The sequence below is a fragment of the Roseobacter sp. genome (genome assembly GCF_045106495.1).
Classification (GTDB): Bacteria; Pseudomonadota; Alphaproteobacteria; order Rhodobacterales; family Rhodobacteraceae; genus Roseobacter.
This window is the reverse complement of record NZ_JBGCEQ010000003.1, coordinates 111,766-126,646: the sequence shown is the minus strand read 5'-3', so window position 1 is coordinate 126,646 and position 14,881 is coordinate 111,766. Positions and strand designations below refer to the sequence as shown.

The following is a 14,881-nucleotide window of genomic DNA, read 5'->3' as shown; positions in this document are numbered from 1 at the left end:
GCAAGGACGATAAGATGATGGACCTGAACCTAAGCGCCGCCCCGGCGGCAGATGATCTGATAAAAGACGCAACGGAAGCGACATTTATGGCCGACGTTGTAGAGATGTCGCAGACAACTCCTGTAATCGTTGATTTCTGGGCGCCCTGGTGCGGCCCCTGCAAAACGTTGGGGCCACAGCTCGAAGAAGCGGTCCGCGCGGCCAAAGGCGCCGTCAAGATGGTCAAGATCAATGTCGACGAAGCCCAGATGATCGCGGGGCAGTTGCAAATCCAATCGATCCCCACTGTCTATGCGTTTCACAAAGGGCAACCGGTTGATGGGTTTCAAGGGGCTGTGCCGCAGTCAGAAATCAAGGAATTTGTGGATCGGGTTGTTAAACTTGATGGTGGCGCAGCGCCGGGTGAGGCGCTTGACGAGGCCGTTGCGGCTGCCGAGGAGATGCTGGCCGAAGGTGCTGCATCCGATGCAGCGCAAACATTTGCTGCCATTCTCGGGGAAGATCCAAACCATGCGGGGGCCTATGGTGGCATGGTGCGGGCACATATCATTTTGGGCGAGCTGGATCAGGCGGAAGCGATCTTGAATGGTGCGCCTGCGGAGATCTCCAAGACAGCTGAGCTGGAAGCGGCTCATGCGCAACTGGAACTGGCGCGGCAAGCCGAGGGCGCTGGCCCGCTTGACGAGTTGCGCGCGGCCGTTGAAAAGAACCCGAACGACCTTCAGGGGCGTTTTGATCTGGCTCTGGCCATCCACGCCAATGGTGACATAGAAAGTGCGGTGGACGCGTTACTGGAGCTTTTCCGGCTGGATCGAGAGTGGAACGATGGTGCTGCAAAGGCACAGCTCTTTACAATTTTTGACGCGCTTAAACCCAATGATCCAATCATGTTGAATGGTCGGCGAAAATTGAGCTCAATGATATTTGCCTGAGACGATGGGAGGGCTAGATCACTCTTTATGATTAAAGCCACTGAGCTCCCCGACACGATCGCGATTTTCCCGTTGCCAGGCGCACTGCTATTGCCTCGGTCTCGATTGCCGTTGCATATTTTTGAACCCCGTTACCTTCAGATGCTTGAAGATGCACTTAAAACACCAACCCGTCTGATCGGGATGCTTCAACCAAATGAAGTCCCGGGAAGGGGCGGGAACGGCTTGCAATCCATTGGGTGCGCGGGGCGCATCATGCAGTTCTCTGAAACCGAAGACGGTCGCTACCTCATTACGCTTGGTGGTGTCTCTCGTTTTCGCGTCGTTCAAGAAGTTCAGGGCTTCACACCTTACAGACGTTGCGATGTGAAGTGGGAAGGTTTTGATCGCGACCTTGGATCCGAAGAGAGGGACACGGCTTTCGTGCGCACGGGGTTTATCAAGCTTTTGGAGCGCTATTTCGACTCCAAACAACTCTCGGCGGACTGGGATACGTTGAAAGAGGCGGACGATGAACTGCTGATCAATTCATTGTCGATGATGTTGGAGTTTGACCCAGAAGACAAACAGGCCTTGCTCGAAGCACCTTCGCTTTCGACGCGGCGCGAAACACTGGTTACGCTGATCGAATACCAGCTCAGAGGCGGCAACGACGGTGAAATGATCCAGTGAGCGAAACCGAAGTTACTTTTGACCGGCACATGTTGGAGGCGCTCATTTGCCCGCGCAGCCATGCCACGTTGAAATACGACGCAGAACATCAGGAGCTCGTTTCTCTAACGGCTAACCTTGCTTATCCGATCCGCAATGGCATTCCTATTTTGCTCATTGATGAAGCCCGCACTCTCGATTAAAGCGTTTCGCCTTTTAGCAAGCGGGGCAAATCACCTGTCAAACCGGCGGCTTCGCGGATGAACCTGCGGCGCAGTCCGGGCAGTCTGGTCACCAGACCCATGCCAATATCGCGTGCCCCGCGCAGAATAGAACTATCATTTGAAAACAGACGGTTGAATGTATCCGTGGCCAAAGCCAGTGACGTGTTGTCAAAGCGCCGCCACTGCTGGTAACGCGCCAACACCACCGACCCACCGATGTCTTCCCCACGTCGCGAGGCGTCTACAATCACATCTGCCAAAGCAGCAACATCGCGGATGCCTGCATTAAGGCCCTGCCCGGCAATGGGGTGAACGCCATGTGCTGCATCCCCCACGAGGGCGACACGCCTGGCGACCAATTCTGTGGCAATCGATAGCGACAAGGGGTAGGTGAAACGAGCCCCGGCGAGCGAAATTTCCCCAAGAAAGCTGCCAAATCGAGGGCGCAGGACATTCAGGTAGTCTGCCTCCTGCATTTTATTGATACGAAGTGCATTTTGCGTCGTTTCGCTCCAGACAATCGAGGATCGGTTGCCTGTGAGCGGTAAAATCGCGAGAGGGCCTGCTGGCATGAAAAACTGATGTGCCACGCCATTATGTGGCAATGCGTGGTCCACAGCGCAGACAAGCGCCGTTTGATCGTACCCCCAACCTATACGGGAAATTCCGGCGCGCTTTGCCGTGCCGGAGTCGCGTCCGTCGCATCCGATAAGCAATCGGGCGCGCAGTGACTTGCCAGAAGCTAGATGCGCCACAATTCCAGACGCGTCCGCGTCTTGCGCAATGACCTGATCTCCATTGATCTGACGGATGGTTTTGGATTTTTTTACGGCGGTGAGCAGAGCGGGTCTCAGATGGCGGTCTTCAACCATATAGCCCATGGGCCCTTCTTCGATCTCGGCATGGTCAAAGTGCATGAAAAACGGCGAGGGCCCTTCGCCAACCCGCCCGTCACTGACCTTGATGTCGAGCATGGGCTGGGCGTGATCTTCGATTGTCTCCCAAATCCCAAGCGCTTGGAACAATCGTGCAGATGTGAGCGCCAGAGCATAGGACCGCCCGTCAAAAGTGGGCTTTTTTCGGGTCTTCAGTGGTAGCGCATCAATGATCGTGACGGATTGCCCGGCGTTGGCAAGGGACAATGCCAAGGCAGGGCCGTTCAGCCCGCCGCCCACGACAATAATATCGCAATCAAACTCCATAAGTCTCAATAGGGCCCGCGGCGGGGGATTGTCCATGCGCGCTTGCGTCGCTACCGTGCAGAAAAACGCTGGGGGATGATGACATGCAGACTTGGTTGCAGATGCCAGCCGCTGATCTTGGGCGCGGGATTGAAGCTGGCGAAATCGACCCTTTGGCTTTAACGCAGGCCTATCTGGATGCCATCGACGCGCATGAGTTGAAAGACAGAATCTTTGCCCGCGTTACGGCGGATCGTGCCTTGGCCGAAGCTGCGGCTGCATCGGAACGTGCCGCTGCGGGACAAAGGCTGTCTTTGCTAGATGGCGTCCCGATCAGTTGGAAGGACCTTTTCGACACGGCTGGTGTCGGCACGGAATCGGGTTCGAAGCTTTTGCTCGGTCGCGTGCCGGATGACGATGCACAGGTTTTGAAAAATGCCACAGCTGCCGGGTTGGTGTGCCTGGGCAAAACACATATGAGCGAGCTGGCGTTTTCAGGTCTGGGTTACAACCCCAGCACAAACACACCGCCTTGTGTCAATGACGCGGCTGCGGTGCCCGGCGGGTCTTCTTCAGGGGCGGCGGCATCTGTTGCGTTTGGTCTCTCGGCGGTTGGTATCGGGTCCGACACCGGCGGGTCCGTGCGAATACCTGCAGCATGGAATGATCTTGTGGGGTTGAAAACCACATCGGGCCGGTTGTCCCTGGATGGGGTGGTGCCGCTCGCGTTGAAATTCGACACTGTGGGGCCGCTGTGCAGAACTGTCGGAGACGCCAATCAGATCACCGCCATGATGGAGGGGCGACGCGCTTTCGATCTGCGCGGGAACACATTGGCAAACAAACGCGTCGCTATTTTGGACACGATTGCTTTGCAAGACGTGCGTGAGGTACCTATGGCTGCCTTTGAAAGCGCGGTCGCAAGATTGAAAGAGGCCGGGGCTCAAATTGAGCATATTCATGTTCCAGAAGTCGAAACGGCAATGGCACATACATCTTGTCTATATACATCAGAAGCTTACGGGTTATGGCGCGATGTTATCGAAGCAGATCCGGACGCGATGTACAGCGAAATTCTGGAGCGTTTTCGATTGGGCAAAACCCATTCCGGGGCCGACTATGTGGCGGCCTGGTCGACGCTCGAAAAGGTGCGTATAGCCTATGAAATTGCGACCGCGACATACGATGTTGTAATACTGCCAACCGCGCCGATCCTGCCGCCAAACCTGGAGCGCTTGAACACCGATCACGACTACTACATCAAGGAAAACCTTTTGGCGTTGCGCAACACACGAATTGGTAACCTGATGGGGCTCTGCGCCCTCAGCTTGCCCACGGGCACTCCCAGTTGTGGTATCATGATGATGGCGCCAGCTTATGGCGAGGGTGCGCTATTGCGCATCGGAGCAGCCGCAGAGGAAGCATTGGCTTAAAAGCCACAAATCGAGACAAAGCTGCGCGTTTTTGTGGACGCAGACCCCGTGCTTGGGTAGTTTGTGGGTAACGGGACAAGAACGATCCCGAAATGAGGCAGTTTTGATGGTGTATCCTGAGCGGTTTTCGAACCTTCCGGCACATGCGTGGCCGCGTTTGCGCGCTCTTTTGGATGTGCATGAAGGCGGCGGGCCTGCAATTCATATGACCATTGGCGAGCCCAAACACCCGTTTCCAGCTTGGGTTACTAATGTCATTGCCGAGAACGCGGCGGGTTTTAACAGCTACCCGCCCAACGAAGGCTCGCCCGAGCTACGCGGTGCGATCACGGGGTTTGTTAACAGGCGCTACGGTGTGCCGCTTAACCCGGACACGCAGGTTATGGCGCTCAACGGCACACGAGAGGGCCTCTACAATGCGGCTATGGCGCTTTGCTCTGAGACAAAAGATGGTCAGCGCCCGGCCATTCTGATGCCGAACCCGTTTTATCAGGTCTACATGATTGCCGCTCTTTCGGTGGCCTCTGATCCGATCATGGTCCCGGCCACGCTGGAAAACGGGCATTTGCCGAATTTTGCGGATCTTTCTGAGGATGTGTTGAATCGAACCACCGCGGTTTTCATTTGTTCGCCTGCAAATCCGCAGGGAGCGGTTGCAAGCCGAGCGTATTGGCAAGAGCTTATTGCCCTGGCTGAAAAATTCGATTTTAAAATATTCGCGGATGAGTGTTACTCCGAAATCTATCGTGACACGCCACCTGTTGGGGCTTTGCAGGTGGCAAAGGACATGGGCGTGGATCTCAATCGCGTGGTGATTTTCCACTCATTGTCCAAACGCTCCAATCTGCCCGGCCTTCGATCAGGATTTGTCGCAAGTGGAGCGGAAAACATTCGTCAAATCAAACAGCTGCGCAATTTCGCTGGTGCGCCTTTGCCCTTGCCGTTGCAAGCAGCAGCGGCAGCCGTTTGGAACGACGAAACGCACGTTGTTGAAAACCGCGCATTGTACGTTGAGAAGTATGAGATTGCAGACCGAGTGCTGGGGAATGTACCAGGTTACGCCAGCCCAGAGGCCGGGTTTTTTCTTTGGCTGCCTGTCGAAAATGACGAGGCGGCGGCTGTGAAGCTTTGGCGAGAGACCGGCGTGCGGGTGCTGCCGGGTGGGTATCTGGCGCAAGATTGGAATGGGGAGAACCCCGGTCAGGGATATATCCGGGCTGCCATGGTGGCCCCAAAAGCGGATACAGCGCGTGGGATCGAATTGATCCGCGACTGTCTTTATCCGCACTAGTTAACGAGGGATCTGAGCATGGCATATCAAACACGGGGGCGGGACCCATTGCTGGACAGCAATATGGCCGAGGCAGTCGAAAAACGAGGCAAGGAACTGTTGGGGCTCGCCTTAATTGCCTTGGGTTTGATGACTTGTGCGATGATCTGGTCCTATACGCCGGACGATCCCAATTGGATGGTTTCCACCGATGCGCCGGTGCAAAACTGGCTGGGTCGCATGGGCGCTTCTTTGGCGGCGCCGCTGTTCATGATTGTCGGATGGGGCGCTTGGGGTATTGGTATCGTGTTGCTGGCGTGGGGCGCACGATTTGCGCTGCACCAGGGTGCGGAGCGTGCGCTGGGCCGCTTGATTTTCGCACCGATTGCAATTGCTTTGGGCGCGATCTACGCCGCCACATTGACACCGGACGGAACTTGGCTCGACACGCACAGCTTTGGCTTGGGTGGTCTTTTTGGCGATACTGTTATGGGCGCGCTTTTGACGATGTTGCCTATTGGATCGACTTTCACCGTGAAGTTGATGTCAGTTTTAATGGCTGTGGGCATCCTAGTGATCGGCGCTTTTGTAACGGGATTCACCCGCGCGGAACTGATCCGCATCGGACGTTTCCTCTTGGTCGGTCTGGTTGTGATTTACGCTGGCATCATGGCGTTGCTGGGACGAGGCGCCAGTAGTGCGATGAAAACAGCGCAAAACCTATCGTCGCGTCATGCAGAAAAGCGTGCGCACGCCCATGAGGCGCGTGTCGCTGCGGCTCAGGCGGTTGCAGATGCCACAATCCATACCGAAGTGGCGCCGATGTCCGACGCAGCCGTCTTTCAAGGGGTACAGCCCGAACCGAAATCTGGGCTTTTCGCGAGAATGCCAGGTTTGGTCAGACGACCTGATGCAATGCCGGAACCGGAATTGGTCGAAATCGATTCACTTAGCCAGATAGACGAAGCCCCTGGCGAAGACCGCATCAAGGCGCGCATTGCGGACGCGATCAAATCGCGTGCCCGCACCAGCAGGGCCGTAAACGTCCCATCGGCAGCGCCCTTGACCAAAGGTCGGGGGCGAGGGCCCGACCCATTGTTGTTGGACCCGGCCGGAGGGCGTGCTGAACCACCTTTGACTGCCGAGCCTCTCTCAGCAATCCCACCACTTCCTGAAGAAATTGAGACGGTCGATCCCTATATTGAGCACGCGCAGACCGACGCTCCCGCTGTGCCATCAACTCAACCGCGCCGGGTTGTTCAGCAATTGAACCGTAAACCGGTGCAACCTTCGGCCCGCGCGAAAGCAGAAGCGCAGCCCACTTTGTCCTTCGATGACACGCACCCGGGTTTCGAATTGCCGCCCCTGAACTTGTTGGAAAACCCGGTCGAAGTGCCTCGCTTGCATCTGAGCGATGAAGCTTTGGAAGAAAACGCCCGCATGCTGGAATCCGTTTTAGATGACTATGGTGTGAAGGGCGAAATCGTGGCCGTGCGCCCTGGCCCGGTTGTGACAATGTATGAGCTGGAACCAGCGCCCGGCTTGAAAGCCTCGCGCGTGATCGGCCTAGCGGATGATATTGCCCGCTCGATGGCTGCGCTTTCTGCCCGTGTGTCAACGGTGCCTGGACGGTCGGTCATCGGGATTGAACTGCCCAATGAGACGCGCGAGAAAGTTGTTTTGCGCGAAATCCTGTCCGCACGCGACTTTGGCGATAGCAACATGCGTTTGCCGCTTGCTTTGGGAAAAGACATTGGCGGCGATCCGATGGTGGCGAACCTTGCAAAAATGCCTCACCTGTTGATCGCTGGCACGACCGGTTCGGGTAAGTCCGTAGCGATCAATACGATGATTCTGTCGTTGCTTTACAAATTGACGCCTGAAGAATGTCGCATGATCATGATCGATCCAAAGATGCTGGAACTGAGTGTCTATGACGGCATCCCGCACTTGTTGTCACCCGTGGTGACGGATCCAAAAAAAGCGGTTGTCGCTTTAAAATGGGTCGTGGGCGAGATGGAAGAACGCTACCGTAAAATGTCGAAAATGGGTGTACGCAACATCGAAGGATACAACGGTCGCGTCAACGAAGCGTTGTCCAAAGGGGAGCTTTTTACCCGAACTGTGCAAACCGGGTTCGACGAGGAAACGGGCGAACCCGTTTTCGAAACCGAGGAAAACACACCCGTAGCATTGCCTTACATTGTCGTGATCGTCGATGAGATGGCCGATCTGATGATGGTGGCCGGCAAGGAAATCGAGGCCTGCATTCAGCGTCTGGCACAGATGGCGCGCGCATCTGGCATTCACCTGATCATGGCCACGCAACGCCCGTCCGTTGATGTGATCACCGGCACAATCAAAGCCAATTTTCCAACACGCATTTCGTTCCAGGTCACGTCAAAAATTGACAGTCGCACGATCTTGGGAGAGATGGGCGCGGAGCAACTGCTTGGTATGGGCGATATGCTCTACATGGCCGGAGGGGCAAAAATCACCCGTTGTCACGGGCCCTTTGTGTCGGACGAAGAGGTCGAGGAAATCGTTAACCATCTCAAGGCATATGGCGAACCTGACTATGTTTCAGGAGTTGTCGAAGGTCCCTCGGACGACAAGGAAAGCGACATTGATCTGGTTCTCGGTGTGGGTGGGAACACGGATGGTGAAGATGCGCTTTATGACACTGCGGTGCAGGTTGTTATCAAGGATCGGAAGTGCTCCACTAGCTACATTCAGCGCAAACTGGCGATCGGATACAACAAGGCGGCGCGTCTGGTTGAACAGATGGAAGATCAGGGTCTGGTATCCCCCGCAAATCATGTCGGAAAACGCGAAATTCTGGTGCCTGAACAAGGGTAGCTGATTTTCGAAGCGGTGCGCGCCGTATGCTGTTTTTCCGGATGTGATATCGCATATCAACCAAGGTGCACCTAAGTGTAGTATTACGGAAATGGTTGGGAGCGCCTGATGAAACGAATTCTTTCGATTGCTGCAGCGCTTGTTTATTTGGGCACGTTCGCTTTGCCCGCTGTCGCAGACAAATTGTCGCTAAATGAGATATCTATATATTTCAACGGATTGAAAACGGCGCAGGGGGCTTTTACCCAGATCAATGATGACGGCACGATCAGCAGCGGCACTCTTTACATCAGCCGTCCGGGCAAAATGCGTTTCGAGTACGACCCACCAGAACAGGCCTTGGTAGTTGCCAGCGCCAATGCAGTGGTCATCATTGATAAGAAGTCCAACCAACCACCAGAAACTTATCCGCTCAACAAAACCCCATTGTCATTGATCCTTGCGCGTCAGGTCGACCTGCAGCGCGCGCGCATGGTAACAGGCCATGACTACGATGGCACCGCGACCACGGTCACGGCACAAGACCCGAAAAATCCCGAATATGGCACTATTCAGATGAGTTTCACTGATGCACCAGTCCAACTGCGCCAGTGGAGAATAAACGACGCGAATGGTGCCCAGACGACCGTCATTCTGGGTGCATTTGAGACCAACGTCAGCTTGCGGAACACACTCTTTGATCCCGGCGTCGCATTGCAGAACAGGGATCGATGACGCCTTAACGCCTCAGGCGGCATGTCGCCAGTTGCGCCTGATATACATCAGCGCGTTGATCGACCTTGTTGGCCACATTCAGCAACCAGGATTTGCGATTGTAGCTGCCACGCGCATATCCAGTGTGACCTTCGTGATACGCGAGGTATTGGTTTCGCGCATCGGTCAAGGGAATGCCATTTTTCGATCGGCTGGTAACCATATACCACCCCATGAAATCAGAGGCATCTTTGATCCTGTCACGTCTTGCGAAGCGTTTACCGGTGGCTTTTTTGTAATCGTCCCAGGTGCCATCTAACGCTTGAGCATAGCCATAGGCGCTGGATTGGCGGCCCATCGGGATCACACCCAAGGTATATTTATGCGGCGTGCGGGCGTTGGACACAAATCGACTTTCCTGATGTATCGTCGCCATTTGGACGTGCACAGGCACACCCCATTTTTGCTCCGTTTTGCGGAACGCCTTAAGGTATTCGGGGCGCTCGCTGGCAATTCGGCACGCGTCATCCAGATGTCGCGGCGCGCTTCCCTGACCACCTCCGCAGGAGGCAACCAGTAGTACCAGTGTCACAGCGCGAAGAGTTCTGCTCATCTGCCTCTCGCTTTTTTTCGATCAGTTTAACGTAAAAAAGAACTTTAGGGAATCACGAATTCCACCAGAAAGAGCACAGAAATAAGAATTCTGAAGGAGTTAGCTTATATAGTGAACGAATTATCTGCCTGGAGGTACTGTCAACGCTACGTTCACAAACTGTTTCTGGCAAAGTTGCTGCCGAGATTGGACAAATAGGCCTTGTAGCGTTTAAATTCCGTCGGTAAGGGGCATGTTTGTAATGTTAAGAACGCGCGCAAAATATCATCTGGGTCAAGTGGTCCGTCATAAGAAGCACCCCTTCCGTGGCGTCATCTTTGATGTGGATCCAGAATTCTCCAATACCGAAGAATGGTATGAAGCGATTCCCGAAGACAGTCGCCCGGTAAAAGATCAACCCTATTACCATCTGCTAGCCGAGAATGATCAAAGCTATTACGTGGCCTATGTCTCAGAGCAGAACCTCGTTGCCGACTATTCAGGTGAGCCGGTAGATCATCCTGACATTCCGGATTTGTTCGGGCCATTCAGCAACGGCACATACCCATTGCACTTTCAACTGAACTGACGCTGGGTAAGACTTCGTACGCGAAAGTTCAGTAACCCAAGGCGCACCCATCCTTGCGCGGATCGCTCGCACCTTCCAAAACACCTTCATCCCGGATCAAAATGGCCTGAGCCCCGCCGATTGGCGTTTCTGGAATGCTGACATGGTGGCCCAAATCAAATAGATCTTGCCGCACTTGATCCGAAAACCCATGCTCGACATTCATGGTTCCTTTGTCGGAAAATGCCCGTGGCAGATCGATTGCTGCTTGTGGGTCCATGTCGAAATCCACGAAGTTGGATGCAAACCTTGCATGACCGGCGGGTTGGTACGCGCCCCCCATCACACCAAAAGGCATGATCACTTTACCCTTCTTTCGCAACATGCCCGGAATGATGGTGTGCATAGGGCGTTTGCCGCCTTTGAGTTCATTGGGGTGACCCTCTTCAAGCGTGAAACCGGAACCCCTGTTTTGGAACAAAATTCCAAATTTATCAGATGCAATGCCGGATCCGAAACCATTAAAGATGGAGTAAATCAGCGACACGGTCATGCCGTCCCGGTCAATGGTTGTGATATAGATTGTATCTTTGTGAACATTCTCAGAAATGCGCGTCGCACTGGCCATGGCCTTTGTCGGATCGATGAGAGAAGCCAGTTTCTTTGCCGTATCCATGTCCAACATGTGGTCCAGTCGGGTGGTAAACTCAGCGTCTGCAAGGAACCTGTTGCGCGCATCATAGGCCAGTTTGGCCGCCTCGGCCTCTAAATGCAGCCGTTGTGATCCCATCGGGTCCATTTTCGCAACATCGAATTGGGATAGAATGTTCATGATCAAAAGAGCCGTGGCCCCGTGGCCATTGGGTGGATGCTCTACCACTTCGATGTCACGATATGCACCGGAAATCGGTGTGGTCATTTTACAAGCCGTTTGCGCAAAGTCATCGGTGCTGTGGCGACCCCCCATGGCATTGAGAGTGCTCAGCATATCGTCGGCAATTTCGCCGGTATAAAAGGCATCACGTCCTTTTTGAGCAATGCGGCGCAATACCTCCGCCTGACCAGGTGCGCGGAAAACCTGGCCCACGGTTGGGGCTTTTCCGCCCAAAAGGAAGTAATCGCGCGCTTTATCCTGAAGCACATGTGCGTCGCGGGGCCAATCAAACGCTACGCGAGGGGCCACCGGAATGCCTTCTTCCGCCGCTTTGATCGCAGGTGCAACAATCGCGTCGAGACCAATTTTACCAATATTTTCAGACAGAAAACAGAAAGCATCGATTGCGGCCGGAATGGTTACAGAATGAGCGCTCTGAATAGGTACTTCAGTATTTCCAGCGTTGCGCAGTTCTGCGGCATCCAAGGCAAGCGGCGCACGACCTGACCCGTTCAGCGCTTTAATTTCGTCGTCTCCCTTGTGCCACAGCACAAAACAGTCGCCGCCAATGCCAGTCATTTGTGGTTCACATATCCCCAAAACCAGAGCACCGGCGATTGCTGCGTCCATCGCATTGCCTCCGCGTTCCAGAATATCGATGGCGGTTTTCGCGCCCAAAGGGTGGGAGGTTGCGCACATCCCATTGGTTGCGAGAACAGGGGAGCGCCCCGGAAAATGAAAATTGCGCACGACAGACCCCTGTTCCAGTTAATCAAAGGCAACCTAAGTGGACATGCGGAAATGTCCATGGTGCTAACAATGGAATTGGTCTGGTTGGGAAGGTCCTCGACGCTGCGTACTGGGTGGGGGCTATTAAACGCAGCGCCGAGGGAAGCTATATCAAGCTACAGTTTGTATATGCCTTTGGAACAAGGCGGCAATGTGATTGCAGTGCGGCGCTTTGGAGGCAAGTCGGGGAAAGGTTATGGTCCGATACGGTTTTGGGCTAGCATCCGCTTTCGTTCGTCAGTGCCACAGCCAGACGCATGGAGAGTTGATTTTCTAAGCCAATACGCTGGTATTTAACATCTTTGGCCAAAGTATGGATCAAAAACCATCCAAAACCACCTTCTGGAAGGTCGTTAAGGTCTACGTCCAGTGATGCTTGAACGCCCAGTGGCGCATTTCCGCCCGGCATTGCTTCACCTTCATCGACGATTCTCAGATGTAATCCATCGGGACGGTGTGCGCAGGATATTGCGATTCGTCCTGCCGCGTTCTGGTCGGGGTACGCATGTTCAACAATGTTGTTTAAAACCTCGGCCAAAACCATTTCGACTTTTCCGGCCTCTTCCGTTCCCAAATCCAAGGGACTGAGTTTATCAAGCAACTTGCCGAGTGCTTCTCTCACAGCTAATTCGCTGCTCTGAACAGTCACTTCAATTGGTGGCACAGTTGCCATTTGTGACAGACCTTCCTGCGCGATCAATGATGCTGAAGTTCCGCGAGTGCGCCGTCTACAGTGCTGAAAACGCTGAATACTGTGTCCATGCGCGTCAGTTGAAACACGCGCTCCACAGTCGGGGTCAGGCCTGCAAGTGCCATTTTGCGTCCGGCGCCCAGGTTCTTCATTGCGGCGACAATGGCACCGAGGCCGCTTGAATCAATGAATTTGACCATGCTCAAATCCAGGACAACCGTATCCGTTCCGCCATCGGTCTCGACCCGAATGGCGTCTTTGAATTCAAGTGCGACTGCAGCGTCGATCCGTTCTTCCTGAACAGAAATGATGCGAAGCGCTTCTTCTGTTTTGGTTCTGATTTGCACTATTACTGCCTCTTGACTCGTTTGACGTCGTCGTAATGGGTAAGTCTTACGAAACCATTAGGCATCAAGGAGACCTTCGCGCATGCATCAGGTGATGATCGTAGGGGCGTCGCGCACGCCAATAGGAGGCTTTCAGGGTGATTTCAGTGCGTTGAGTGCTTCCGATCTCGGGGCAGCAGCCATCAAAGCAGCGGTTGCGACAATAAATCCAGCAGTGATCGAAGAAGTTCTGATGGGCTGCGTATTGCCCGCGGGTCAAGGGCAAGCCCCGGCTCGACAAGCCAGTTTCAAAGCCGGCTTGGGCGAGGCCGTTCCCGCCACCACGCTCAACAAAATGTGTGGATCGGGGATGAAAGCCATAATGATCGCAAACGATCAGATCGCACTGGGTCATACGGATTTGATGGTTGCTGGCGGCATGGAGAGCATGACCAATGCTCCCTACATGCTGCCAAAGATGCGGGATGGGGCGCGGTTAGGCCATGGACAGGTTGTCGACCACATGTTTCTCGATGGTTTGGAAGATGCCTATGACAAAGGGCGTTTGATGGGGACATTCGCGGAGGATTGCGCACAAGACTTCCAGTTCACGCGAGAGGTACAGGACGCCTATGCGCTGGCATCTTTATCCCGCGCATTGGAAGCAAAACAGTCGAACGCATTCGAGAACGAAATTACACCGGTGTCGGTTGTCGGCCGCAAGGCCACTCATCTTGTTGCAACCGATGAACAACCGGCCAATGCGCGGCCCGAAAAAATCCCCTTGTTGAAACCTGCGTTTCGCGCCGGCGGTACCGTGACGGCCGCGAATTCATCGTCAATTTCGGATGGGGCGGCTGCGCTTGTTTTGGCATCTCAAAAAGCCGTGACGGATCAAGATTTGGCCATTCGGGCGCGCGTTGTCGGCCATGCGAGCCATGCCCAGGCCCCCCATCTCTTCACCACTGCGCCTGTACCAGCTGCTCAAAAATTACTGGACCAGATCGGATGGACAAAAGACTGCGTGGACTTATGGGAGATCAATGAGGCCTTTGCCGTGGTGCCATTGGCGTTCATGCGCGAATTGGATCTGGATCCTGCCATTGTGAATGTGAACGGTGGAGCCTGCGCCTTGGGCCATCCAATTGGCGCGTCGGGCGCGCGCATCATTGTCACGCTGCTGAACGCGATGGAAAAACGAGACGTGAAACGCGGTGTTGCGGCGATTTGCATTGGAGGCGGCGAAGGCACTGCAATCGCGATTGAACGCCCATGAAGGTCGATTATGATGCGCTCGCGAAAGCGATCAAGTCTTTGACAAGCGGCGAAACCGATCAGGTAGCGCTCATGGCGACTGTCGCCTGCGAAGTGCATCACTCAGACGAGCGTTTCGACTGGACGGGATTCTACCGGGTCGTCGCGCCAGAGCTGTTAAAGATCGGCCCTTATCAGGGCGGACATGGATGCCTGACTATTCCCTTTTCACGCGGCGTCTGCGGAGCAGCTGCTCGAACGGGGCAGGTGCAGTTGGTGGCTGATGTCAGTGCTTTCGCAGGGCATATCGCCTGCGCTTCTTCGACTCAGTCGGAGCTTGTGCTACCTGTCCATGATGAAAAGGGCATCCTGATCGGAGTGTTTGACATCGACAGCGATAAGCCAAATGCGTTTTGCCAAGAAGATGCAGACGAGATCGGCAGAATTCTAAGATCAGTTTTTGGCCGCACTTGAAGTACTTGGATTGTATTGATTGTGCAGCGCTGAAAGGGGCGGCCTTTTCCACACAGATGACGGCATATGT

The 14,881-nt window shown here is 54.5% G+C and carries 15 protein-coding genes; 10 read left to right on the top strand and 5 right to left on the bottom strand.

The features are described 5' to 3' along the window. Window positions 1-14 precede the first annotated feature (14 nt). The 3 genes from trxA to AB8B75_RS02550 are packed head-to-tail and all read left to right on the top strand — an operon-like array spanning window position 15 to window position 1,786. The gene (gene trxA, locus AB8B75_RS02560) at window positions 15-932 is read left to right on the top strand and encodes a thioredoxin (protein WP_405359592.1); all 918 of its coding nucleotides are present in this window, start codon (window positions 15-17) and stop codon (window positions 930-932) included. 27 nt (window positions 933-959) lie between these two features. Further along, window positions 960-1,604 (top strand): LON peptidase substrate-binding domain-containing protein, encoded by a 645-nt coding sequence (locus AB8B75_RS02555; protein WP_405359591.1) that lies wholly within the window; start codon window positions 960-962, stop codon window positions 1,602-1,604. Beyond that, the gene (locus tag AB8B75_RS02550; RefSeq protein WP_405359589.1) at window positions 1,601-1,786 is read left to right on the top strand and encodes a Trm112 family protein; all 186 of its coding nucleotides are present in this window, start codon (window positions 1,601-1,603) and stop codon (window positions 1,784-1,786) included. The genes AB8B75_RS02555 and AB8B75_RS02550 overlap by 4 nt, the downstream gene beginning before the upstream one ends. Here AB8B75_RS02550 and AB8B75_RS02545 read toward each other — a convergent pair. Further along, window positions 1,783-3,045, bottom strand: coding sequence for an FAD-dependent monooxygenase (locus AB8B75_RS02545; protein WP_405359588.1), 1,263 nt, complete (start codon window positions 3,043-3,045; stop codon window positions 1,783-1,785). The genes AB8B75_RS02550 and AB8B75_RS02545 overlap by 4 nt on opposite strands. Window positions 3,046-3,092: 47 nt before the next feature. Between AB8B75_RS02545 and AB8B75_RS02540 the strand changes: the two genes are divergently transcribed. From AB8B75_RS02540 to AB8B75_RS02525, 4 genes are all read left to right on the top strand, one after another. Continuing rightward, window positions 3,093-4,421, top strand: a complete 1,329-nt coding sequence (locus AB8B75_RS02540) for an amidase (protein ID WP_405359587.1) — start codon at window positions 3,093-3,095, stop codon at window positions 4,419-4,421. Between the two features lie 106 nt (window positions 4,422-4,527). Then, the gene (locus AB8B75_RS02535) at window positions 4,528-5,712 is read left to right on the top strand and encodes an aminotransferase class I/II-fold pyridoxal phosphate-dependent enzyme (RefSeq protein ID WP_405360170.1); all 1,185 of its coding nucleotides are present in this window, start codon (window positions 4,528-4,530) and stop codon (window positions 5,710-5,712) included. A gap of 18 nt (window positions 5,713-5,730) precedes the next feature. Further along, window positions 5,731-8,550, top strand: coding sequence for a DNA translocase FtsK 4TM domain-containing protein (locus AB8B75_RS02530; RefSeq protein ID WP_405359586.1), 2,820 nt, complete (start codon window positions 5,731-5,733; stop codon window positions 8,548-8,550). A 108-nt stretch (window positions 8,551-8,658) separates the two neighbouring features. After that, window positions 8,659-9,264, top strand: coding sequence for a LolA family protein (locus tag AB8B75_RS02525; protein ID WP_405359584.1), 606 nt, complete (start codon window positions 8,659-8,661; stop codon window positions 9,262-9,264). A 4-nt stretch (window positions 9,265-9,268) separates the two neighbouring features. On the opposite strand, the gene AB8B75_RS02520 is transcribed toward AB8B75_RS02525, so the two are convergent. Further along, the gene (locus AB8B75_RS02520; protein WP_405359583.1) at window positions 9,269-9,856 is read right to left on the bottom strand and encodes a lytic transglycosylase; all 588 of its coding nucleotides are present in this window, start codon (window positions 9,854-9,856) and stop codon (window positions 9,269-9,271) included. A 241-nt stretch (window positions 9,857-10,097) separates the two neighbouring features. On the opposite strand from AB8B75_RS02520, the gene hspQ reads away from it, so the two are divergent. Further along, a complete protein-coding gene (gene hspQ / locus AB8B75_RS02515) occupies window positions 10,098-10,424 on the top strand; it encodes a heat shock protein HspQ (protein ID WP_405359582.1) in 327 nt (108 codons plus the stop codon). 28 nt (window positions 10,425-10,452) lie between these two features. Here hspQ and AB8B75_RS02510 read toward each other — a convergent pair whose 3' ends face one another. From AB8B75_RS02510 to AB8B75_RS02500, 3 genes are all read right to left on the bottom strand, one after another. Next, window positions 10,453-12,027 (bottom strand): gamma-glutamyltransferase family protein, encoded by a 1,575-nt coding sequence (locus tag AB8B75_RS02510; RefSeq protein ID WP_405359580.1) that lies wholly within the window; start codon window positions 12,025-12,027, stop codon window positions 10,453-10,455. Window positions 12,028-12,283: 256 nt separating this feature from the next. Then, complete coding sequence (locus AB8B75_RS02505; RefSeq protein WP_405359579.1) at window positions 12,284-12,739, bottom strand: ATP-binding protein; 456 nt, start codon at window positions 12,737-12,739, stop codon at window positions 12,284-12,286. Between the two features lie 23 nt (window positions 12,740-12,762). After that, window positions 12,763-13,104, bottom strand: a complete 342-nt coding sequence (locus AB8B75_RS02500) for an STAS domain-containing protein (protein ID WP_405359577.1) — start codon at window positions 13,102-13,104, stop codon at window positions 12,763-12,765. Window positions 13,105-13,186: 82 nt separating this feature from the next. Between AB8B75_RS02500 and AB8B75_RS02495 the strand changes: the two genes are divergently transcribed. Then, on the top strand, window positions 13,187-14,359 hold the full coding sequence (locus AB8B75_RS02495) for a thiolase family protein (protein ID WP_405359576.1): 1,173 nt from the start codon (window positions 13,187-13,189) through the stop codon (window positions 14,357-14,359). After that, complete coding sequence (locus AB8B75_RS02490) at window positions 14,356-14,811, top strand: GAF domain-containing protein (RefSeq protein ID WP_405359575.1); 456 nt, start codon at window positions 14,356-14,358, stop codon at window positions 14,809-14,811. The genes AB8B75_RS02495 and AB8B75_RS02490 overlap by 4 nt, the downstream gene beginning before the upstream one ends. Window positions 14,812-14,881 lie beyond the last annotated feature (70 nt).

Excerpts from the sequence above, each read along its gene's own strand:
- AB8B75_RS02520 (WP_405359583.1), bottom strand. The coding sequence starts at position 9,856 with ATGAGCAGAACTCTTCGCGCTGTGACACTGGTACTACTGGTTGCCTCC.
- AB8B75_RS02540 (WP_405359587.1), top strand. The coding sequence starts at position 3,093 with ATGCAGACTTGGTTGCAGATGCCAGCCGCTGATCTTGGGCGCGGGATT.
- AB8B75_RS02545 (WP_405359588.1), bottom strand. The coding sequence starts at position 3,045 with ATGGACAATCCCCCGCCGCGGGCCCTATTGAGACTTATGGAGTTTGAT.
- AB8B75_RS02525 (WP_405359584.1), top strand. The coding sequence starts at position 8,659 with ATGAAACGAATTCTTTCGATTGCTGCAGCGCTTGTTTATTTGGGCACG.
- AB8B75_RS02495 (WP_405359576.1), top strand. The coding sequence starts at position 13,187 with ATGCATCAGGTGATGATCGTAGGGGCGTCGCGCACGCCAATAGGAGGC.
- AB8B75_RS02555 (WP_405359591.1), top strand. The coding sequence starts at position 960 with ATGATTAAAGCCACTGAGCTCCCCGACACGATCGCGATTTTCCCGTTG.
- AB8B75_RS02530 (WP_405359586.1), top strand. The coding sequence starts at position 5,731 with ATGGCATATCAAACACGGGGGCGGGACCCATTGCTGGACAGCAATATG.
- hspQ (WP_405359582.1), top strand. The coding sequence starts at position 10,098 with ATGTTAAGAACGCGCGCAAAATATCATCTGGGTCAAGTGGTCCGTCAT.
- trxA (WP_405359592.1), top strand. The coding sequence starts at position 15 with ATGATGGACCTGAACCTAAGCGCCGCCCCGGCGGCAGATGATCTGATA.
- AB8B75_RS02535 (WP_405360170.1), top strand. The coding sequence starts at position 4,528 with ATGGTGTATCCTGAGCGGTTTTCGAACCTTCCGGCACATGCGTGGCCG.
- AB8B75_RS02505 (WP_405359579.1), bottom strand. The coding sequence starts at position 12,739 with ATGGCAACTGTGCCACCAATTGAAGTGACTGTTCAGAGCAGCGAATTA.
- AB8B75_RS02490 (WP_405359575.1), top strand. The coding sequence starts at position 14,356 with ATGAAGGTCGATTATGATGCGCTCGCGAAAGCGATCAAGTCTTTGACA.